The sequence below is a fragment of the Mixta calida genome (genome assembly GCF_002953215.1).
GTDB classification, from domain to species: Bacteria; Pseudomonadota; Gammaproteobacteria; order Enterobacterales; family Enterobacteriaceae; genus Mixta; species Mixta calida.
This window is the reverse complement of sequence record NZ_CP026378.1, coordinates 3,343,695-3,362,101: the sequence shown is the minus strand read 5'-3', so window position 1 is coordinate 3,362,101 and position 18,407 is coordinate 3,343,695. Positions and strand designations below refer to the sequence as shown.

The 18,407-nt window shown below is 55.5% G+C and carries 24 protein-coding genes and 1 other RNA gene; 16 read left to right on the top strand and 9 right to left on the bottom strand.

The features are described from left to right. Positions 1 to 29: 29 nt before the first annotated feature. From C2E16_RS21455 to C2E16_RS15985, 3 genes are all read left to right on the top strand, one after another. Entirely contained in the window at positions 30 to 317 is a 288-nt protein-coding gene (locus C2E16_RS21455; RefSeq protein WP_409365943.1) for a gp53-like domain-containing protein, read from the top strand. Continuing rightward, positions 238 to 690 carry a gp53-like domain-containing protein gene (locus C2E16_RS20615; protein ID WP_146107483.1) on the top strand — a complete coding sequence of 151 codons (453 nt, stop codon included), beginning with the start codon at positions 238 to 240 and terminating at the stop codon, positions 688 to 690. Before C2E16_RS21455 ends, C2E16_RS20615 begins: the two co-directional genes overlap by 80 nt. Positions 691 to 796: 106 nt before the next feature. Further along, positions 797 to 1,270, top strand: a complete 474-nt coding sequence (locus C2E16_RS15985) for a tail fiber assembly protein (protein ID WP_084971768.1) — start codon at positions 797 to 799, stop codon at positions 1,268 to 1,270. A 69-nt stretch (positions 1,271 to 1,339) separates the two neighbouring features. On the opposite strand, the gene C2E16_RS21450 is transcribed toward C2E16_RS15985, so the two are convergent. Both C2E16_RS21450 and C2E16_RS21505 read right to left on the bottom strand, forming a co-directional pair. Further along, positions 1,340 to 1,741, bottom strand: coding sequence for a gp53-like domain-containing protein (locus C2E16_RS21450; RefSeq protein WP_218925957.1), 402 nt, complete (start codon positions 1,739 to 1,741; stop codon positions 1,340 to 1,342). 19 nt (positions 1,742 to 1,760) lie between these two features. Continuing rightward, complete coding sequence (locus C2E16_RS21505; RefSeq protein ID WP_016066020.1) at positions 1,761 to 2,057, bottom strand: gp53-like domain-containing protein; 297 nt, start codon at positions 2,055 to 2,057, stop codon at positions 1,761 to 1,763. A 135-nt stretch (positions 2,058 to 2,192) separates the two neighbouring features. On the opposite strand from C2E16_RS21505, the gene C2E16_RS15970 reads away from it, so the two are divergent. The 9 genes from C2E16_RS15970 to C2E16_RS15930 all read left to right on the top strand — a co-directional run bounded on the left by C2E16_RS15970 (position 2,193) and on the right by C2E16_RS15930 (position 9,579). Beyond that, positions 2,193 to 2,825: a recombinase family protein gene (locus C2E16_RS15970; RefSeq protein ID WP_084971542.1), complete on the top strand. Its 633-nt coding sequence runs from the start codon at positions 2,193 to 2,195 to the stop codon at positions 2,823 to 2,825. A 36-nt stretch (positions 2,826 to 2,861) separates the two neighbouring features. After that, a complete protein-coding gene (locus C2E16_RS15965; RefSeq protein WP_084971540.1) occupies positions 2,862 to 4,034 on the top strand; it encodes a phage tail sheath protein in 1,173 nt (390 codons plus the stop codon). 12 nt (positions 4,035 to 4,046) lie between these two features. Continuing rightward, positions 4,047 to 4,562 carry a phage major tail tube protein gene (locus tag C2E16_RS15960; protein WP_084971537.1) on the top strand — a complete coding sequence of 172 codons (516 nt, stop codon included), beginning with the start codon at positions 4,047 to 4,049 and terminating at the stop codon, positions 4,560 to 4,562. 57 nt (positions 4,563 to 4,619) lie between these two features. Next, positions 4,620 to 4,943, top strand: coding sequence for a phage tail assembly protein (locus tag C2E16_RS15955; RefSeq protein ID WP_084971535.1), 324 nt, complete (start codon positions 4,620 to 4,622; stop codon positions 4,941 to 4,943). 14 nt (positions 4,944 to 4,957) lie between these two features. Continuing rightward, positions 4,958 to 5,080: a GpE family phage tail protein gene (locus tag C2E16_RS15950; RefSeq protein ID WP_084971544.1), complete on the top strand. Its 123-nt coding sequence runs from the start codon at positions 4,958 to 4,960 to the stop codon at positions 5,078 to 5,080. After that, positions 5,073 to 7,712, top strand: a complete 2,640-nt coding sequence (locus C2E16_RS15945) for a phage tail tape measure protein (RefSeq protein ID WP_104951568.1) — start codon at positions 5,073 to 5,075, stop codon at positions 7,710 to 7,712. The genes C2E16_RS15950 and C2E16_RS15945 overlap by 8 nt, the downstream gene beginning before the upstream one ends. After that, positions 7,709 to 8,194: a phage tail protein gene (locus tag C2E16_RS15940; RefSeq protein WP_084971533.1), complete on the top strand. Its 486-nt coding sequence runs from the start codon at positions 7,709 to 7,711 to the stop codon at positions 8,192 to 8,194. Before C2E16_RS15945 ends, C2E16_RS15940 begins: the two co-directional genes overlap by 4 nt. Continuing rightward, positions 8,191 to 9,288 (top strand): phage late control D family protein, encoded by a 1,098-nt coding sequence (locus C2E16_RS15935; protein ID WP_084971531.1) that lies wholly within the window; start codon positions 8,191 to 8,193, stop codon positions 9,286 to 9,288. Before C2E16_RS15940 ends, C2E16_RS15935 begins: the two co-directional genes overlap by 4 nt. A gap of 72 nt (positions 9,289 to 9,360) precedes the next feature. Then, positions 9,361 to 9,579 carry an ogr/Delta-like zinc finger family protein gene (locus C2E16_RS15930; RefSeq protein ID WP_084971529.1) on the top strand — a complete coding sequence of 73 codons (219 nt, stop codon included), beginning with the start codon at positions 9,361 to 9,363 and terminating at the stop codon, positions 9,577 to 9,579. A gap of 123 nt (positions 9,580 to 9,702) precedes the next feature. On the opposite strand, the gene ssrA is transcribed toward C2E16_RS15930, so the two are convergent. Together ssrA and smpB are read right to left on the bottom strand one after the other, a co-directional pair. Continuing rightward, positions 9,703 to 10,065: a transfer-messenger RNA gene (gene ssrA / locus C2E16_RS15925) on the bottom strand. A 44-nt stretch (positions 10,066 to 10,109) separates the two neighbouring features. After that, positions 10,110 to 10,592 carry an SsrA-binding protein SmpB gene (gene smpB, locus C2E16_RS15920; protein WP_038624633.1) on the bottom strand — a complete coding sequence of 161 codons (483 nt, stop codon included), beginning with the start codon at positions 10,590 to 10,592 and terminating at the stop codon, positions 10,110 to 10,112. A gap of 159 nt (positions 10,593 to 10,751) precedes the next feature. Between smpB and C2E16_RS15915 the strand changes: the two genes are divergently transcribed. Together C2E16_RS15915 and C2E16_RS15910 are read left to right on the top strand one after the other, a co-directional pair. Then, on the top strand, positions 10,752 to 11,186 hold the full coding sequence (locus C2E16_RS15915) for a type II toxin-antitoxin system RatA family toxin (protein ID WP_038624635.1): 435 nt from the start codon (positions 10,752 to 10,754) through the stop codon (positions 11,184 to 11,186). Next, positions 11,179 to 11,466, top strand: coding sequence for an RnfH family protein (locus C2E16_RS15910; protein ID WP_038624636.1), 288 nt, complete (start codon positions 11,179 to 11,181; stop codon positions 11,464 to 11,466). The genes C2E16_RS15915 and C2E16_RS15910 overlap by 8 nt, the downstream gene beginning before the upstream one ends. Positions 11,467 to 11,503: 37 nt before the next feature. Here C2E16_RS15910 and bamE read toward each other — a convergent pair whose 3' ends face one another. The 3 genes from bamE to nadK all read right to left on the bottom strand — a co-directional run bounded on the left by bamE (position 11,504) and on the right by nadK (position 14,671). Further along, positions 11,504 to 11,857: an outer membrane protein assembly factor BamE gene (bamE, locus tag C2E16_RS15905; protein ID WP_038624638.1), complete on the bottom strand. Its 354-nt coding sequence runs from the start codon at positions 11,855 to 11,857 to the stop codon at positions 11,504 to 11,506. A gap of 186 nt (positions 11,858 to 12,043) precedes the next feature. Beyond that, a complete protein-coding gene (recN, locus tag C2E16_RS15900; RefSeq protein ID WP_038624640.1) occupies positions 12,044 to 13,705 on the bottom strand; it encodes a DNA repair protein RecN in 1,662 nt (553 codons plus the stop codon). Positions 13,706 to 13,792: 87 nt separating this feature from the next. Then, a complete protein-coding gene (gene nadK, locus C2E16_RS15895; protein WP_084970424.1) occupies positions 13,793 to 14,671 on the bottom strand; it encodes an NAD(+) kinase in 879 nt (292 codons plus the stop codon). Between the two features lie 122 nt (positions 14,672 to 14,793). Between nadK and grpE the strand changes: the two genes are divergently transcribed. Further along, positions 14,794 to 15,387 (top strand): nucleotide exchange factor GrpE, encoded by a 594-nt coding sequence (gene grpE / locus C2E16_RS15885; protein WP_038629905.1) that lies wholly within the window; start codon positions 14,794 to 14,796, stop codon positions 15,385 to 15,387. Positions 15,388 to 15,426: 39 nt separating this feature from the next. Here the strand turns inward: grpE and ung are convergent, their stop codons facing one another. Beyond that, positions 15,427 to 16,104, bottom strand: coding sequence for a uracil-DNA glycosylase (gene ung / locus C2E16_RS15880; protein ID WP_084970425.1), 678 nt, complete (start codon positions 16,102 to 16,104; stop codon positions 15,427 to 15,429). A 274-nt stretch (positions 16,105 to 16,378) separates the two neighbouring features. On the opposite strand from ung, the gene grcA reads away from it, so the two are divergent. Continuing rightward, positions 16,379 to 16,762 carry an autonomous glycyl radical cofactor GrcA gene (gene grcA, locus C2E16_RS15875; protein WP_038624646.1) on the top strand — a complete coding sequence of 128 codons (384 nt, stop codon included), beginning with the start codon at positions 16,379 to 16,381 and terminating at the stop codon, positions 16,760 to 16,762. A gap of 227 nt (positions 16,763 to 16,989) precedes the next feature. Here grcA and srmB read toward each other — a convergent pair whose 3' ends face one another. Beyond that, positions 16,990 to 18,330, bottom strand: a complete 1,341-nt coding sequence (gene srmB, locus C2E16_RS15870) for an ATP-dependent RNA helicase SrmB (protein ID WP_038624648.1) — start codon at positions 18,328 to 18,330, stop codon at positions 16,990 to 16,992. Positions 18,331 to 18,407: the final 77 nt, after the last annotated feature.

Sequence of the window (18,407 nt, the reverse complement as noted above, 5' to 3'; positions counted from 1 at the left end):
TTGGAACAGGAGAAAATCAAATCCCTGACATGAACGCTTTTTCATCCGGTCTGTCAAGAACCGGCTGGCAGAAGCTTGCCGGGGGATTAATTTTGCAATGGGGATCTGCGTCTGTCGCAGTTGGAAGCGCAACAGGGAAAGTCAAGTTTCCCGTAGTATTTCCAACAGATATTTTTGCCATATTTGTTACTGATACCGGCGCTGCGTGCCTCTCGTACGGAACGACTGAACGAAATAATGCAGGATTTACCATCGCGCGCCTTACCAGTATATCAAGTGGTAGCGTCAACGGTTTTTATTTGGCGATCGGAATATAACGTTGGTTTGGGCGAGGCGGCAAAACTGCCAGCGCCGACGGCTGCACTTACTGGTGCTGGATGGTTAAATATTCCACTCAGTAATGGCGCCGCCATCATGATTCAGTGGGGTAGGTTTACCTCATTGACTTCAGGGATGGAAGTCACTGTCGATCTTCCCGTAGCGTTTCCAAATAATATTTTCTCTGCTGTCGCTACTCATGATAATTCCGGGCACTTTGCCCGGCCAACCATTTATTCAATCACGGTATTAAGCCGTACCCAGGTCAAAGCATCAGCCACCATGTTGGACGCGGCAACAGTAGGTGGGAATGTGACACGGGGCGCTAACGGATCAGCATGTTATGGGCGCTATATTTTAATTGGCAATTAAAGGTTGGTTAGGGTTCTGTTGTTTGATACATGACACAACAGTAAGTCATTACACTCAGTGAAAAATAAATTTAGAGTAGGGCTTTATATTTTATCGGAGATTTTTAATGAGCTACTGGTTTAGTCCTAAAACTAATGCTTTTTATCCTAAAGCCCTTAAAGAAGCCTACCAGACTGCAGGGACACTGCCGGAAGATTTAAAAGATATAAGTAACGATACTTTTATGGAATTCACTGGGATTCCGCCAGTTGGAAAAGTACGGTCTATTGACAATGAAGGATACCCGTGTTGGGCTGACATGCCCGCTCATGAAGTAACTGAAGATGAATTAAAAGCGCAAGCCAGAACGTTACGTGATGATTTTATATTATCAACAGACAGAATGTTAATTGAGGACTACACCATTAATGACACTCCTTTGTCAGGTGAGCAGCGAGAGGAATTATTAAATGTTCGCTCCAGCTTTAAAGTATGGCCTAACACTGAGGGATGGCCGTTAATCAAACTGCCAGATATTCCCCAGTGGATTTTAATTGAAGCTGTAAATAATGGCTATACTGTTCCCGCCTGGCCCGATTAACACTAATAAAAAAGCCCGAAAGGGCTTTTTATTTAGTACTCTAAATTGACTATTAATTTTCCCCTAATCTTAGCAACCTATTGCGATCCAGCAAAAAGTGTTTGCACCTGAGCTACTGGTTGAATAGGGTTGGGCCGATTGAAAAGACCAATTAAAATCCTGCATAGAGGTCGGGTAAATGCTGGCTATATATGTATTCGGAACATCATTACTTGTGGCTGTAACACACATTAATGCATTAGGAAACGAAATAGGGAAATTCCCCATTCCCCTATATTTATGCACGCTTCCTCCAGGCACCGTAGCAGAGCCATGCTCAATCGAATAATCCACAGCAATCCTGCCCCACTGCAGGATAAGTCCACCGGGGAAAAACATATAACCGTTACCGGATAAATTACTCCCAAAGCTGTTCATGTCCGGGATGTGATTTTCTCCTGTTCCGACATCCCGTTTTGCTGCTTCGCCCAAACCAACGTTTAAATGCCATCTAATATCCTATGGCCCGGAAATAAATAGTATTCAACGTAGGCGTCATCACGGATGCAACAAACGACGACAAACTGGAAGAACGATCGTATATTCCGCAAAACCGCTGACTGGGGTCTTCAGTCTGAAATGAAAACCAGATACCCAGGCAAATACTCGGAAACGGGATAGGATAATTAACCGTAATTTTTTGCGTCTGGGCCGAACCATTTACACCAACTGAACCGCCCACCTCTATCAGGCCGGACGGGTGTTGTTTATACCATGCACCGCCTCTCTTTCCGCCAAAGCTGCTCATGTCCGGGATTTGATTCAGTCCTGTACCAACATCCCTTTTTGCCGCCTCGCCCAAACCAACCAAAAACCGAAAGAAACCCCTGGCCCTGAAAAGCACCAGGCTGGCACACTCCATGCCATTTATGCGAGGTTTACCGTGCTGATTGGCTACATCAGGGTGTCAACAAATGACCAGAACACCGATTTGCAGCGTAACGCACTGCAGAGCGCAAATTGTGAACTGATTTTTGAAGACAGAATAAGCGGAAAAAAGGCAGACAGACCGGGACTGAAAAAAGCACTGCGCTGCCTGCAGGAGGGCGACACACTGGTGGTGTGGAAACTGGATCGGCTTGGCCGGAGTATGCGCCATCTGGTGATGCTGACTGAGGAACTGCGCGAAAAAGGAATAAACTTCCGCAGCCTGACCGACAGTATTGATACCAGCACACCAATGGGCCGCTTCTTTTTTCATGTCATGGGGGCGCTGGCGGAAATGGAGCGCGAGCTGATTGTTGAGCGTACCCGTGCAGGACTGGCAGCGGCGCGTGAAAAAGGTCGCATCGGCGGGCGCCGCAGGATAATGACAGAAGAGGTAACCGAAAGAGCCAGGCGGATGTTACGTAACGGTGCGACCCTGCATCAGGTGGCGCTGGTTCTGGATGTTTCGGTTAAGACGCTGTATCGCTACATCCCGGCAGCTGAGCAAAAGGAACTGAAAAAAAGCCAGTCGTCCGTTGTGTCAGACCTCATACAACAGCAAGGGCGTGAATCAACCGGAGCCACGTAACACCATAGCAAAACCCCTTAACCGGAGATTTGCTACATGGCAGACGATTATCATCACGGCGTGCGCGTTACGGAAATTAACGAAGGCACCCGCACCATTTCAACGATAAGCACCGCGATTGTGGGCATGGTCTGTACCGCAGACGATGCCGACGCGGCAACCTTCCCGCTGAATACCCCCGTTTTACTCACAGACGTGCTGACCGCCAGCGGCAAAGCCGGGGAGTCCGGCACGCTGGCGCGTTCGCTTGATGCGATCGGTGACCAGGCCAAACCCGTGACCGTGGTTGTGCGCGTGGCGCAGGGCGAAACCGAAGCGGAAACCACGTCCAACATCATCGGCGGCGTGACCGCAGATGGCAAACGCACCGGCATGAAAGCGCTGCTGACCGCACAGGCCAAATGCGGCGTTAAGCCGCGCATCCTCGGCGTGCCCGGACACGACACGCAGGCGGTGGCAACGGAACTGCTGAGCGTGGCGCAGAGCCTGCGCGGCTTTGCCTACCTCTCTGCCTACGGCTGTAAGACCGTGGAAGAGGCGATCGCGTATCGCGCCAACTTCAGCCAGCGCGAAGGGATGCTTATCTGGCCGGATTTCATCAACTTTGACACCGTGCTGAACGCGGACGCCACGGCCTATGCCACCGCACGGGCGCTGGGCCTGCGCGCCAAAATCGACCAGCAGACCGGCTGGCACAAAACCCTGTCCAACGTGGGCGTGAACGGCGTCACCGGCATTTCCGCAGACGTCTTCTGGGACCTGCAGGACCCGGCAACGGACGCGGGCCTGCTGAACCAGAACGACGTCACCACGCTGATCCGCCAGGACGGCTTCCGCTTCTGGGGTTCCCGCTGCCTGAGCGACGATCCGCTGTTTGCCTTTGAGAACTACACCCGCACCGCGCAGGTGCTGATGGACACGATGGCAGAGGCGCAGATGTGGGCGGTGGACGGCGCCCTGAACCCGTCGCTGGCCCGCGACATTATCGAAAGCATTCGCGCCAAACTGCGCAGCCTGGTCAGCCAGGGCTACCTGATTGGCGCGGACTGCTGGCTGGATGAGAGCGTGAACGACAAGGACACGCTCAAGGCGGGCAAACTCACCATTGACTATGACTACACGCCGGTGCCGCCGCTGGAAAACCTGATGCTGCGCCAGCGCATCACGGACCAGTATCTGGTGAATTTTGCCAGCCAGGTCAGCGCGTAAGGAGAAAAACAGATGGCATTACCCCGCAAGCTGAAGCACCTGAATATGTTTAATGCCGGGAATAACTGGATGGGGCTGGTTGAGTCCGTGACGCTGCCGAAGTTTACCCGCAAGTTTGAAAAATACCGTGGCGGCGGGATGCCGGGCGCGGTGGACATTGATATGGGGCTGGATGACGGCGCGCTGGACACTGAATTTTCCATCGGCGGCACGGAGCTGCTGCTGTTCAAGCAGATGGGTGCCGCTACGGCGGATGCCATTCAGCTGCGCTTTACCGGCTCCATTCAGACGGACAGCACCGGCGAGGTGCAGGCGGTGGAGCTGGTCGTGCGCGGCCGCCACAAGGAGGTGGACTCCGGCGAGTGGAAAACCGGTGAGAGCAACAGCACCAAAGTGTCCGGCACCAACAGCTACGCGAAGCTGACCATTAACGGCGAGGTGCTGTACGAGGTTGACCTGGTGAACATGGTTGAAATCGTCGGCGGCACGGACCTGATGGAAAAACACAAAAGCGCCCTTGGCCTCTGATAACCCCGGCAGGGGAAGCCCTGCCGCATTTTCTTAACGCATTCAGGATATAAAACGATGACAGAGATTAAAAACGACGCCGTACCGCAGCCGCAGCAGAAAACCATCACCCTGGACACGCCAGTGACGCGCGGCAAGGAGCAGATCACCAGCGTGACCCTGCGCAAGCCGCAGTCCGGCGCGCTGCGTGGCACCCGCCTGCAGGCGCTGATGGATATGGACGTGAACGCCATGATGACGGTTATCCCGCGCATCAGCCAGCCCGCGCTGCAGCCGCATGAGATTGCCGAAATGGACCCTGCCGACCTGCTTTCGCTGTCGGTGGAGGTGGTCACTTTTTTGTTGCCGAAGTCGGTGCTGTCGGATTTCCCGACGAACTGACGGTGGATGACCTGGTGGCGGACATCGCCACCATTTTTCACTGGCCGCCGTCCGTCACTGACGTGATGCCGCTTACCGAAGTGCTGGAGTGGCGGCATAAAGCGATATTGCGAAGCGGAGCCGGTGACGATGAGTGACACAAACCTGCGGCTGCAGGTGGTTTTAAACGCGGTGGATAAAATCACCCGTCCTTTCCGAAACGCGCAGGCCGGTTCTAAGGAGCTGGCCGCCGCGCTGAAAGCCAGTAAAGACACCCTGAAATCCCTGAACGAGCAGGCCGGAAAAATCGACGGGTTCCGCAAAACCCGGTCACAGCTTGCCATCACTGAAAAAAATCTGGCCGCAGCCCGACAGGAAGCTGCCGCGCTGGCGACACAATTTGCCGCCACCAACCGCCCCACGGCGCAGCAGGCCCGGCTGCTGGAGCAGGCCAAAAACCGCGCCAGTGAGCTGCAGCAGAAATATAACGGGCTGCGCCTGTCCGTGCAGCGCCAGCGTGAGGCGCTGAACGCCGCCGGTATCGATACAAAACAGCTGAGCGCAGCGCAGCGCCGCCTGAAAACCGACGCGGAAGCCGCCAGCGGTGCCCTTGAACGCCAGCAGGCGGCGCTGAAAAAGCTGGGCGAACGGCAGCAGAAGCTGAACGCCATCCGGGCGCGCCGGGAGAAAACGCAGGAACTGCGCAATAACCTTGCCGGGAACGGCGCCGGTATGGTGGCGTCCGGTGTGGCTGCGGGCATGACGATGATGGCCCCGGTCAGCGCCTACGCACAGTCGGAGGACGCCGCCACGCAGCTGGCCGCCTCCATGATGGGGCCGGGGGCGAAGGTCGCGCCGGAGTTTGAAAAAATAAACCGGCTGGCCGTCAGTCTGGGCGACAGGCTGCCCGGCACCACGGCGGATTTCCAGAACATGATGACCATGCTGCGCCGTCAGGGCATGTCCGCGCAGTCCATTCTGGGCGGGCTGGGCGAAGCGACCGCCTATCTGGGCGTGCAGCTGAAGATGGCGCCCACGGACGCGGCGGAGTTTGCCGCCAAGCTGCAGGATGCCACGCAGACCTCGGAAAAAGACATGATGGCGCTGACCGACATCATCCAGAAAGGCTTCTACGCCGGGGTGGATTCGGAAAACATGCTGCAGGGCTACGCCAAAATCGGCAGCGCGATGGACATCATCAAGATGAAGGGGCTGGATGCGGCAAAAGCCTTTGCGCCGCTGCTGGTCATGGCGGACCAGCAGGGCATGGACGGCGGCTCGGCGGGGAACGCCTACCGCAAGGTGCTGCAGGCCATGATGGACAGTAAAAAAATCGGGGACGTGAACAAGGACCTGAAGGGCACCGGCGTTAAGTTCGATTTTACCAATGGTAAGGGGGAATTTGCCGGGATCGAAAAGATGTATGCGCAGCTGGACCAGCTGAACAAACTGAGTACCGAGAAGAAATACAGCACGCTCAAGGACATGTTTGGCGATGACTCTGAAACCCTGCAGGTGCTGAACAACATGATCACCAAAGGGCTGGCAGGCTACCGGGAAACGGCAGCCAAGCTGGAAAATCAGGCATCGCTGCGTGAGCGCGTGGACGCCTCGCTGAAAACGCTGGGCAACAAATGGGACGCCGCCAGCGGCTCATTCACCAATGCCATGTCCGCGATCGGGGAAACCGTGGCCCCTGATCTGAAACGCCTGGTTGACTGGCTGGGCAATCTGGCCTCGGCGCTGGGGAAGTTTGTTCAGCAACATCCACAGCTGACCGCTGCGCTGTTCAGGCTGGCCGCCGGGCTTGCCATTGCAGTGACGGCCATCGGGGCGCTGTCGCTGGCGGCGGCGGCCATTCTTGGCCCGCTGGCCCTGCTGCGCATGAGCTGCAGCGTGCTGGGTATCCGTGCGGTCAGCGCGTTCGGGTTGATCCGGGGTGCGCTGGGCATGGTGGGCAACAGCATTTTATGGCTGGGGCGGCTGATGATGGCGAACCCGATTCTGGCGACTGTTGGCCTGATTGCGATGGCGGCGCTGGCTATCTGGCAGAACTGGGAGACGCTGGGGCCGAAATTCGCTGCGCTCTGGGCCACCATCCGGGGCGGCGTAAGCGGCGCATGGAATGCGATCACCACGTATATCAGTACAAAGTGGAATGAAATCGTGGCAGGCGTGCAGGCACTGCCGGCTCGTTTTCAGGAGGCAGGGGCGCAGATGATTGACGGCCTGATGGCGGGCATCAGCCAGAAATGGGAGGCACTGAAAAGTAAGCTGACGTCGCTGAACAGCTACCTGCCGGACTGGATGAAGCCGGATACCGCAGGCGGCAACGGACCTGCGGGCAAGCCTGCGGCGCCGAAGAAAACAGGCTTTGCCGGGCTGTTTGACAGCGGCGGTTTTATCCCGTCCGGGCAGTTCGGCGTTGTGGGTGAAAACGGGCCGGAAATCGTGAACGGCCCGGCCAGTGTAACCAGCCGCCGCCGGACTGCTGCGCTGGCCGCATCTGCCGCTCTGGTCATGGGCGTGGCCGCCACGCCTGCCGCTGCCCGCCCGCTGCATCCGATGAGCCAGCCAGCCAAATCGCAGAGCGCCGGGGACGGGGGCGCCGCATCAGGGGGGCAGGCTGCGCCGGTACATAACAGTTTTTCATTCACCATTGTGCAGCAGCCGGGACAGAGCGCGCAGGACGTGGTGGCGGAGGTGATGCGCCAGCTGGAGGCAAAAGAGCGGCAGGCGCAGGCCCGCGCCCGCAGCAGTTACCGTGACCGGGGAGGATTTGACGAATGATGATGACGCTGGGTTTGTTTGTTTTCATGCTGAAAACGGTGCCGTATCAGGAACTGCAGTATCAGCGCAGCTGGCGCTTTCCCACCAACAGCCGCGTGGGGCTGCGGCCGTCCGCGCAGTTTCTGGGGCCGGACACCGACACGCTGACGCTGACCGGCAAGCTGCTGCCGGAAATTACCGGCGGCAGGCTGTCGCTGTTTGCGCTGGAGCAGATGGCGGAGCTGGGCAAGGCGTGGCCGCTGATTGAGGGCAGCGGCACCATCTTTGGCATGTTCGTGATTGAGAGCCTGAACCAGACGCGGGCTGAATTTTTCAGTAACGGCGCGTGCCGACGCATCGAGTTCACCATAACGCTGAAACGGGTGGACGAGTCGCTGGGTGAAATGTTCGGCAGCCTGAGTGACCAGCTGGCATCGATGCAAAAGGCTGCCAGCGGCGCAGCAGGAAAAGCGGCCGCCGCCGTGGGAGGGCTGTTCCAGTGAGCGCAATACAATGGATAACCGGCACGGCCAGCGCGCCCGCCTTTCGACTGACGATGGACGGCGCCGACATCACGCAGCGCATCGAAAAGCGACTGATTAGCCTGACGCTGACCGATAACCGTGGCTTTGAGGCGGACCAGCTGGACATCGAGCTGGACGACGCGGACGGCCAGCTGCAGCTGCCGCGCCGGGGCGTTCAGCTTAATCTGGCGCTGGGCTGGCAGGGCGAGCCGCTGATTTCAAAAGGCTCTTACACCGTGGACGAAATCGAACACACCGGCGCACCGGACAAGCTGGTACTGCGCGCCCGCAGTGCCGATTTCCGCGAAACGCTCAATACCCGACGCGAAAAGTCATGGCACAAAACCACCGTGGGCGACATGGTGAAAGATATTGCTGCCAGGCACAAGCTGGACCCGGCGCTGGGTGAGGATATGGCAAAGATGGCGATCGATCACCTGGACCAGACCAACGAGTCAGATGCCAGTTTTCTGATGCGCCTGGCGCGCCAGTGCGGGGCGCTGGCCTGCGTGAAGAACGGAAAACTGCTGTTTATCCGGCAGGGGCAGGGCAGGACGGCCAGCGGTAAAACCCTGCCGGTTATCACGCTGACCCGTTCGGCGGGCGACAGTCACCGCTTTACCCTGGCGGACCGTGACGCCTACACCGGCGTGATTGCCAGCTGGCTGCACACCCGTGAACCGGCCAAAAAGGAAACCACGAAGGTTAAGCGCAGGCGGAAAAGCACCGCGAAGAAAAAGGAGCCGGAGGCAAAGCAGGGCGATTATCTTATCGGCACGGATGAAAACGTGCTGGTACTGAGCCGGACCTATGCCAGCCGCAGCAATGCAGAGCGGGCGGCTAAAATGCAGTGGGAGCGACTGCAGCGCGGCGTGGCGACGTTCTCAATTCAGCTGGCACGCGGGCGTGCGGACCTTTATACGGAAATGCCGGTAAAAGTCAGCGGCTTCAAACAGCAGGTAGACAGCAGCAGCTGGATTATCACCACGCTGACGCACAGCCTGAGCAGTGACGGCGGCTTTACCACCAGTCTGGAACTGGAGGTGAAGATTGATAGTCTTGAGATGGAATAAATTCTATCGGAATGTTCTCGATAATGATAAATTGCATCTCATTAAGTGAACTCATGCGATAGGGTGACAAAGATGATGAATTGTCCTGAGTGCGGTCATGCTGCTCACACGCGCAGCAGCACTCAAATTTCTAAAACAACTAAAGAACGCTACAACCAGTGCCAGAATATTAATTGCAGCTGTACCTTCAAATCACTTGAAACAGTAGCAGCGATTATTACCAAACCGGCTAAAGTTACACCCGTGCCGCCCCATCCAAATCGTAAGGCGCAGCAAGTCTTATGGCTATAAGTAAAGAACCCGCATAAGCGGGTTTTTTTATGTCTGGTGCCGCCACTGCTTTTTCTCTGCCGCCATTTTGCCGCCACTGCCAAAAAAAAGGGGCTACGCTTTCGCGTAACCCCTTGTTTTATTTGGTGGAGCTGGCGGGAGTTGAACCCGCGTCCGAAATTCCTACATCCTCGGTACTACATGCTTAGTCAGTCTTTACATTCGCCTGGCAGCTGCGGACAGACACGCCACTGACAGACTAGCCTGATTAGTTTTAACGCTTCAACCCCAGGCAGGGCATCCACGCGATCTCTTTTGGGTTTGACCTCTCTTGATCCCCGTCCTAAGAGCGGAGGCTAGGGAGAGAGGGCTCTAAGCAGGTTATTAAGCTGCTAAAGCGTAGTTTTCGTCGTTTGCGACTATTTTTTTGCGGCTTTTAACGAGGCAAACCGCCCCTCGGCATGCACCTTGGGTTTCGCGAATCCCGTCGAATCCAGAATCAGCCCCAAGAATTAAAGAGTATAGCAAAAAACGAGTGATGAATCCAGCGCTTAGCGATTGGCATTCTTCATAATGCGTGCTTTATCCAGCTGCCATTCGCGACTCTTCACGTCTTCGCGCTTGTCATGCTGCTTCTTACCGCGCGCCACGCCAATCTTCAGTTTGCACCAGGCGTTTTTCCAGTAAAGCGACAAGGCGATTACCGTATTGCCTTCGCGATTGACGCGACCGTACAGGCTATCCAGCTCGCGCTGGTTCAGCAGCAGTTTACGGTTGCGCGTGGGATCGCAGACGACGTGACTGGAAGCGACTGACAACGGCTGAAACGTCGCGCCAAACAGATAAGCTTCGCCATCGCGCAGCAGAATATAGCTGTCGCTGATGTTCGCCTTACCGGCGCGCAGTGATTTGACTTCCCATCCTTGTAGCGCCAGTCCCGCTTCGAACTCTTCCTCAATGAAGTATTCATGGCGGGCGCGTTTGTTAAGGGCAATAGTGGCAGAACCGGGTTTATGTGCTTTTTTCTTTGTCATAGTGCAACTTAGTTTACATCAGACCAGTGTTAATCGCATCCCCCGACCCAAAACCGCCGGGAAAAAAAGCTATTCTAGCACGCCTTGCGACTCAGAGAATTTTTGTTTGAGTGTTGAAAATGCTATTATTTGTACGTTTTATGAATCACAGGAAACGATATGGCCCAGATTAGCCGCTCCGCGCTTGTGCCTTACAGCGCTGAGCAAATGTACCAGTTAGTGAATGATGTCGATTCGTATCCGGAATTCCTGCCGGGCTGTACGGGGAGCCGCGTGCTATCCGCCTCCGAACAGGAGATGACGGCGTCGGTTGATGTCTCTAAGGCCGGCATCAGCAAGACGTTCGTGACCCGCAATACGCTGACGGATAACCAGAGCATTCATATGCAGCTGGTGGATGGCCCGTTCCGTAAATTAACCGGCGGGTGGACATTCACGTCGCTCGGCGATGACGCCTGTAAAGTAGAGCTCAATCTGGAGTTCGAGTTCACTAACATGCTGGTTGAACTGGCGTTCGGACGCATCTTTAAAGAGCTGGCGAACAGCATGGTGCAGGCGTTCACTCATCGCGCCAAAGAGGTTTACCGTGCCTGATATTACGGTTGAAGTGGTTTACGCGCTGCCTGAAAAACAGTACCTGCGCCAGGTGAAGCTGGCGGAGGGTAGCAGCGTTGAGCAGGCGATACGGGCATCCGGCCTGCTTGAACTGCGCCAGGATATTGACCTGACGCAGAATAAAATCGGCATCTACAGCCGGCCGGTGAAATTGCAGGATGAGCTTAACGAAGGGGACCGCGTAGAAATCTACCGTCCGCTGATTGCCGATCCGAAAGAGCTACGCCGTCAACGGGCGGAACGCTCGGCCAAAAAATAAAGGCGCCTCAGCGCCTTTTTTGATATCTGAAACCCGCTTAACGGTCGGACTTATTGTCGTTCAGGTTCGGTTTATTATCGATATTGGTCAGCACGCTGTTGCTGTCGAAAGTGAGCGTCAGCGTTTGCTGGGAAACTTTTTCATGGCCGGGCTGCTGACGGAACACATAATACCAGGTATTGCTACCGAAAGGATCGCTCATCATTGGCGTACCCAGCGTGTAAGCGACCTGCTGTTTCGTCATGCCAACGCGCAGCTTGGCAACGTCGGTGGCGGTCAGATAGTTACCCTGATTGATATCAGGACGGTAAACCACGCGCTCCAGAGTGGAACAGCCAGCAGTCATCATGAGAAGTAACACTGCAGCAGCAGTCAGCGTTTTACAGCGCATTTATACATTCCTTTTTTGGGCTCAACGCCTTTCAGTCAGGCGAATTTGGTGCCAGCACGGTCTGAACACAGCCTGCGGTCATCGTGTTTCATTCAGGCGACAAGCTGTCGATAATAATAAACCTGACCGCAGTTGGAAACCTTTACAGAGCAAGCATATGACCGCAGGAATGTAAAAAAGTGCATATCAGGCGGCTAAAAGCTCTTTTGCGTTCGCCAGCGTGTTGCGCGTGACTTCGCTGCCGCCCAGCAGACGCGCCAGTTCCTGCAGGCGCGCGCGTTTGTCCAGCGGCTGCATATGGGTTTCCGTCATCGCGCCGTCAGTCTCTTTGCTGACGAAGAAATGATGATGGCCACAGCCTGCCACCTGAGGTAAGTGCGTAACGCACATGACCTGCGTGGATTCGCCCAGCTGGCGCAGCAGTTTGCCTACCACGGCGGCGGTCGGTCCGCTGATGCCCACATCCACTTCATCGAAAATCAGCGCCGGCGTATCCATTTTACGCGCGGTGATCACCTGAATCGCCAGCGCGATACGCGACAGCTCACCGCCTGAAGCGACTTTCGCCAGCGGTTGCAGCGGCTGGCCGGGGTTAGTGCTGACGCGGAAATCAATACGGTCCGCGCCTTCCGCGGTCAGCTGATCCGGGTTGAACTGTACGGCAATGCTGAACTGTCCGTGCGGCATCGACAGCGCATGCATGCTTTCAGTGATCAGCTGGGTCAGCTCCTGCGCGAAATGGGCGCGCTGCTCATGCAGCTTCTGCGCACTGGCAAGCGCAGCCTGATGATGCTGCGTCACCGCCCGGCTCAGTGCTTCCTGATCGCTCTCTTGCTGAGAGAGCAGCTGTTCTTCTTCCAGCAGCTGCTGATGGAAAGCCGGCAGCGCCTCAGGCGCAACGTGATGCTTACGCGCCAGACTGATCTGACGCGACAGACGCTGTTCCAGCTCATAGAGGCGGTTCGGGTCGAGATCGAGGCGGTCGCAGTAGTGACGCAGCTCATCGCTCGCTTCGCTAATCTGAATCGCCGCTTCTTCCAGCATATTCAGCACGCCGCTCAGCTTATCATCCATCGTCACCAGCTCGCCCATCATCTGACGCGCCGTATAGAGCAGGCTTTGCAGATTGCTGTCATCGCCGTCCGCCAGTAAATGCAGCGCCTGCTGGCTGGTAGAAAGCAGCTGGCCGCTGTTGGCGAGGCGTTTGTATTCTTCATCAATCTGCTCGAATTCACCCGCCTGCGGCGCAAATTCGTTCAGCTCTTTCAATTGATATTGCAACAGTTCGCGGCGCGCTTCGCGCTCCTGCATTTGCTGCTGATGCTGCGCCAGCGCGCGGCAGCTCTGATGCCACTGACGATAGTTAGCCGCCATGCTCTGCATCAGCAGCGGCTGATCGGCGTAGGCGTCAAGCAGGGATTTTTGATGTTCCGGCTTCAGCAGTAGCTGATGCGCATGCTGACCATGAATCTGAATCAGCAGCTGTCCCAGATCGCGTAACTGAGAGAGCGGAACGGAGGTGCCGTTGATAAAGCCGCGTGAGCGGCCATCGCTGCTGATAACGCGGCGCAGCAGGCACTCATGGCCGTCGTCCAGCTGATTTTCTTCCAGCCAGCGCTGGGCAGAGGGGGTGTCTTTCAGATTGAAGCGGGCGCAAAGGTCGGCGCGATTCGCGCCCTGACGCACCATATCCGCTTCGGCGCGGCCGCCAAGGCACAGCCCCAGCGCATCAATCGCAATAGATTTACCGGCGCCGGTTTCACCGGTAATCGCGGTCATGCCACGTTGAAAATCGATTTCCAGCTCGCGAACAATAGCAAAATTACTGATGGTGAGTTGGGCCAGCATACACGCCTTCCTGTACATAAACACAGATATGGTTTTTCGTACAGTATAATCTGGTTTTATATACAGTAAAGTGGCGCGTTGCGCTTTTTAAAATAATTTTTTCGACCAGCCGAGCTTTGAGCTTAGCGTATTGAAGTAACTGTAGTTTTTGGGGTGGATAAGGCTGAGGTGGTAGTCGCTGCGCCGGACCAGCACATCTTCGCCTTCCTGTATCGGCAGCGCAATCTGGCTGTCGCAGCTAATCTCCAGGTCGCTGCGCATATGGGAAAAACGCAGGCGGATAGTGCTGCTGCTGTTGATCACCAACGGTCGCGCGGAAAGGGTATGTGGGAACATCGGCACCAGTGCGATGGCATCAAGAGAAGGCGTTAAAATCGGGCCGCCCGCCGAAAGGGAATAAGCGGTCGAACCGGTCGGCGTGGAGATAATCAGGCCGTCGGAGCGCTGTGAAAAAGCGAAGTTTTCATCAATATAAACTTCAAATTCGATCATATGCGCCACTTTGCCGGGATGGAGCACCACTTCGTTGATCGCCGTGCCGATGCGGGGCGCGCCTTCGCCGCGGCAGACGCGCGCTTCCAGCAGAAAACGTTTTTCAATGATGTAGTCGCCGCGCAGCACGTCATCCAACTGCTGCTGCGCGTTATCGGGATCCAGGTCGGTGAGAAAACCCAGATTGCCGCGGTTAATGCCGATCACTTTGATATCGTAACGCGCCAGCACGCGCGCCGCGCCCAGCATATTGCCGTCGCCGCCGACCACAACGGCGAGATCGGCCCGCTGACCGATCTCCGCCAGCGATCCAGTTTGTACATGTTCCAGTGACAGTTCGCGCGCGATTTGCTGTTCGACAATGACTTCATACCCTCTCTCGGTCAGCCAGCGCCAGAGCATTTCATGCGTGGTCAGGGCGGTAGGATGACGCGGATGTCCGACGATGCCGATGCACTGGAAATGTTTATTCATTATGCAGGTATTCCTCATGGGGCAAATTGCCCTGACATTGTGACTGGTTCCCTTGAAACCATAAATCTGATCCCCATAATAAGCGAACCAGCGAGATGAATGTGCAAAACGCGGAGAAATTCATGAGTAGTAAAGATCAGAACACACCAAACGAGCAAGTCTCAGAAGAGATTCAAATGGAACAGCAGCAAAACGATAACGCGGAGACTGCAGAGGCTGAAGCAGAAGTGGTGGATCCGCGTGATGAGCGCATCGCTCAGCTTGAAGAACAGTTAGCCGGGCTGCAAAATGGCGTACGCGACGCGCAGCTACGCGCGCAGGCGGAAATCGAAAATATCCGTCGCCGTACCGAGCAGGACGTCGAAAAAGCGCATAAATTCGCCCTGGAAAAATTTGCTAACGAGCTGCTGCCGGTTATCGACAGCCTTGAGCGCGCGCTGGAAGTAGCGGATAAGAACAATCCTGAACTGAGCGCTATGATCGAAGGTATCGAGCTGACGCTGAAATCGCTGCTGGCGGCGGTGCGCAAGTTCGGTGTGGAAGTCGTGGGTGAAACTAACGTACCGTTCAACCCGGACGTTCATCAGGCGATGTCCATGATGGAGTCTGATGAGGTTGCGCCGAACCACGTAATGATGGTGATGCAGCGCGGTTATACGCTGAATGGTCGTCTGCTGCGACCGGCGATGGTGGCCGTCGCAAAAGCAAAAAGCTGATTTCCCGGCGCCGTGGCCTGAAGCCACGGCGTTGTTGCATCAGGGCAGGTGCGGCGTCCAGTCGATCGGCGTTTCGCCCTGCTGACTAAGGATGGCGTTGGTGCGCGAAAAGTGTTTGCAGCCAAAGAATCCCCGGTGCGCGGAAAGCGGAGAGGGGTGCGGCGCTTTCAGCACATGATGTCGTTTTGTGTCGATAATGCTGCCTTTCTTCTGCGCGTGCGATCCCCACAGCAGAAACACCACGTTTTCGCGGTTTTCGTTAATCGCCGCAATCACGCGATCGGTAAAGGTTTCCCAGCCAAAACGCGCATGGGAATGCGCCTTGCCCGCCTCTACGGTTAATACCGTATTCAGCAGCAGCACGCCTTGTTTCGCCCAGCTCTCCAGGAAACCGTGATTCGGCCGTTGAAAGCCGGGAATGTCGCTTTCCAGCTCTTTATACATATTCATAAGCGAAGGCGGTACTGCTACGCCAGGCCTGACGCTGAACGCCAGTCCGTGCGCCTGATTAGGGCCGTGATAAGGGTCCTGGCCCAGAATGACCACCTTTACCTGGTTCAGCTCGGTCAAACGAAACGCATTGAACACATCTTCTTTAGGCGGATAGACCGTTACGCCTGACGCGCGCTCTTTAGCCACCATTTCCAGCGTTTCGACAAAATAGGGCTGCTCTTTTTCCGTCGCCAATACGTCATGCCAGGTTACCGTTTTACCCATGACAATCTCCCTTTCTTGTAAACAAAACATCAGAGTAGCGACTCTACGCCAGCGAGCAAGCCTTTAAAAAAAATTGAAAATTTACAAAAATAATTCATCGGTAAAATTTGATTTAAAACAAAAATTTAGCTTTGTAACCCGTTTGAGTGAAAGGGATTAATTGACCTTGGTCAAAGTTGGCCCTGCCACAGGTTGGTATATAGAGTCTCGGAAGTTTTAAACGCAAACCTGACGCCGTTAATGGCGTTAGCGTCATTACGCCTGGGAGGCAACTATGATTACAGGTATCCAAATTACAAAAACCAACAACAGCGCGCTGCTCAACTCATTCTGGTTACTGGATGACGAAAAATCCGAAGCGCGTTGCGTCTGTGCAAAAGGCGAGTACACCGAAGATCAGGTGGTGCCGGTGAGCGATCTGGGCCAGTTTGAGTATCGTGAAGTGCCGCTGGAAATGAAACCACAGGTGCGCGTTGAAGGCGGTCAGCATCTGAACGTTAACGTGCTGCGTCGCGAAACGCTGGAGGATGCGGTTAAGCACCCGGAAAAATATCCGCAGCTGACTATTCGCGTGTCCGGTTATGCCGTACGTTTTAACGCGCTTACGCCAGAACAGCAGCGTGATGTGATTACTCGTACCTTTACTGAAAGCCTGTAAGCGAAAAAGCGTGGCAATCGTTGAAGGAATGTTGAAAAAAGCGACAACGTTACGCAGTAAATAAAGGCCAATAAAACAAGGGGTTTTCGCTTTATTGGCGAGGGTCAGTTTTGGGCAATGCCGCTTTTAACGTACTGCATTCAAATTAACAGTCTGTTAACCATTATTCAGTTAATAGCCTAAATAAAAACCGCCGTTTTACGGCGGTTTTTTGTAGCGTGGAGCAATTATTCAGCGTTTTCTTTGTTGCTGCTGGCGCTGTCGGCGGCAGGCTTGCGTCGCTTACCGATATTTTTCCGGTCGCGATGGCGTACCTTAACGCGCGGCTTATTCTCGTCTTCTTTTTTCTTCTCTTTCTCTTTGCGCTTCGCCAGCACTTTCTTCGACGGCTTGCCTTTAAGTTTTTGGCTTGGCGCGCGCGTTACCGGACGCAGCTCATCAATCGTACGCGCTTTCAACGGCTCGCTGATATAGCGGCTGATTTTATCCAACAGCAGATAATCGTGCGCTTCTACCAGCGACAGCGCGGTGCCTTTGCGACCGGCGCGGCCCGTGCGGCCGATGCGATGCAGATAGACATCCGCGGTACGCGGCAGGTCGAAGTTGAATACGTGACTGACATCATCCACATCGATGCCGCGTGCGGCGACGTCGGTAGCGACCAGCACGTTAACGCGACCATCCATCAGACGCTTCAGCGCTTCGTTACGCTTCGCCTGCACCATTTCGCCTTCCAGATAGCTGGCGTTGATACCCGCTTCGCGCAGCCAGCCCACCAGCTCATGCACGCGCTCGCGCTTGCGCACAAAGACGATAGAGCGTGATACATCCGGCTGCTTCAGCAGATGCACCAGCAGTTTGGTTTTATGCGCCACGTCGTCGGCGCGGTAATACCACTGCTGGATCTTCTTGCGCTCGCGACGCGACGGATCGGAATCGATCTCCACAGGCTCATTCAACAGGCGCTCGGCGAAGTCTTTAATGCCGTCGCCTTCCAGCGTGGCGGAGAAAAGCATCGTCTGCTTACGCCAGCGGGTCTCCCCGGCGATGGTTTCGATATCCTGGGCAAAGCCCATATCCAGCATGCGATCCGCTTCATCGAGGATCAGAATTTCTACCGCCCGGCAGTCGAAGTTTTCTTCTTTGATGTACTGCAACAGGCGCCCCGTGGTCGCCACCACCACATCCTGGTTTTCGCTGAACACTTCGGCATGATTCATATAGGCCACGCCGCCGGTAATGGTGGCGATGTCCAGCTGAGTATGTTTCGCCAGCGCCTGGGCCTGCTCTGCGACCTGCATCGCCAGCTCACGCGTTGGCGTCAGGATCAGAACCCGTGGCGGGCCAGATTTTTTACGAGGAAAATCCAGCAGGTGCTGTAGCGCCGGCAAAAGATAGGCCGCCGTTTTCCCGGTCCCGGTTGGTGCTGAACCCAGCACGTCGCGTCCATCCAGCGCGGCGGGGATCGCTTCGGCCTGGATAGCGGTGGGGCGGGAAAAGCCTTTGTCCTGCAATGCGTCCAGCAGGCTTTCATCAAGTTCGAGTTCGGAAAATGTGCTTGCGGTCATGGTCTACCTCAGTTTGGGGCGCTGATTATAGACAGATTGGCGACGATCTTCATCTGTTTGTCGGCAGTTTATGGCTT

Excerpts from the sequence above, each read along its gene's own strand:
- C2E16_RS15940 (WP_084971533.1), top strand. The coding sequence starts at position 7,709 with ATGATGATGACGCTGGGTTTGTTTGTTTTCATGCTGAAAACGGTGCCG.
- srmB (WP_038624648.1), bottom strand. The coding sequence starts at position 18,330 with ATGACCGCAAGCACATTTTCCGAACTCGAACTTGATGAAAGCCTGCTG.
- C2E16_RS21455 (WP_409365943.1), top strand. The coding sequence starts at position 30 with ATGAACGCTTTTTCATCCGGTCTGTCAAGAACCGGCTGGCAGAAGCTT.
- C2E16_RS15945 (WP_104951568.1), top strand. The coding sequence starts at position 5,073 with ATGAGTGACACAAACCTGCGGCTGCAGGTGGTTTTAAACGCGGTGGAT.
- C2E16_RS15915 (WP_038624635.1), top strand. The coding sequence starts at position 10,752 with ATGGCCCAGATTAGCCGCTCCGCGCTTGTGCCTTACAGCGCTGAGCAA.
- C2E16_RS15985 (WP_084971768.1), top strand. The coding sequence starts at position 797 with ATGAGCTACTGGTTTAGTCCTAAAACTAATGCTTTTTATCCTAAAGCC.
- recN (WP_038624640.1), bottom strand. The coding sequence starts at position 13,705 with ATGCTGGCCCAACTCACCATCAGTAATTTTGCTATTGTTCGCGAGCTG.
- smpB (WP_038624633.1), bottom strand. The coding sequence starts at position 10,592 with ATGACAAAGAAAAAAGCACATAAACCCGGTTCTGCCACTATTGCCCTT.
- grcA (WP_038624646.1), top strand. The coding sequence starts at position 16,379 with ATGATTACAGGTATCCAAATTACAAAAACCAACAACAGCGCGCTGCTC.
- grpE (WP_038629905.1), top strand. The coding sequence starts at position 14,794 with ATGAGTAGTAAAGATCAGAACACACCAAACGAGCAAGTCTCAGAAGAG.
- C2E16_RS20615 (WP_146107483.1), top strand. The coding sequence starts at position 238 with ATGCAGGATTTACCATCGCGCGCCTTACCAGTATATCAAGTGGTAGCG.
- bamE (WP_038624638.1), bottom strand. The coding sequence starts at position 11,857 with ATGCGCTGTAAAACGCTGACTGCTGCTGCAGTGTTACTTCTCATGATG.
- C2E16_RS15965 (WP_084971540.1), top strand. The coding sequence starts at position 2,862 with ATGGCAGACGATTATCATCACGGCGTGCGCGTTACGGAAATTAACGAA.
- ung (WP_084970425.1), bottom strand. The coding sequence starts at position 16,104 with ATGGGTAAAACGGTAACCTGGCATGACGTATTGGCGACGGAAAAAGAG.
- nadK (WP_084970424.1), bottom strand. The coding sequence starts at position 14,671 with ATGAATAAACATTTCCAGTGCATCGGCATCGTCGGACATCCGCGTCAT.
- C2E16_RS15930 (WP_084971529.1), top strand. The coding sequence starts at position 9,361 with ATGATGAATTGTCCTGAGTGCGGTCATGCTGCTCACACGCGCAGCAGC.
- C2E16_RS15955 (WP_084971535.1), top strand. The coding sequence starts at position 4,620 with ATGACAGAGATTAAAAACGACGCCGTACCGCAGCCGCAGCAGAAAACC.
- C2E16_RS15960 (WP_084971537.1), top strand. The coding sequence starts at position 4,047 with ATGGCATTACCCCGCAAGCTGAAGCACCTGAATATGTTTAATGCCGGG.
- C2E16_RS21505 (WP_016066020.1), bottom strand. The coding sequence starts at position 2,057 with ATGAGCAGCTTTGGCGGAAAGAGAGGCGGTGCATGGTATAAACAACAC.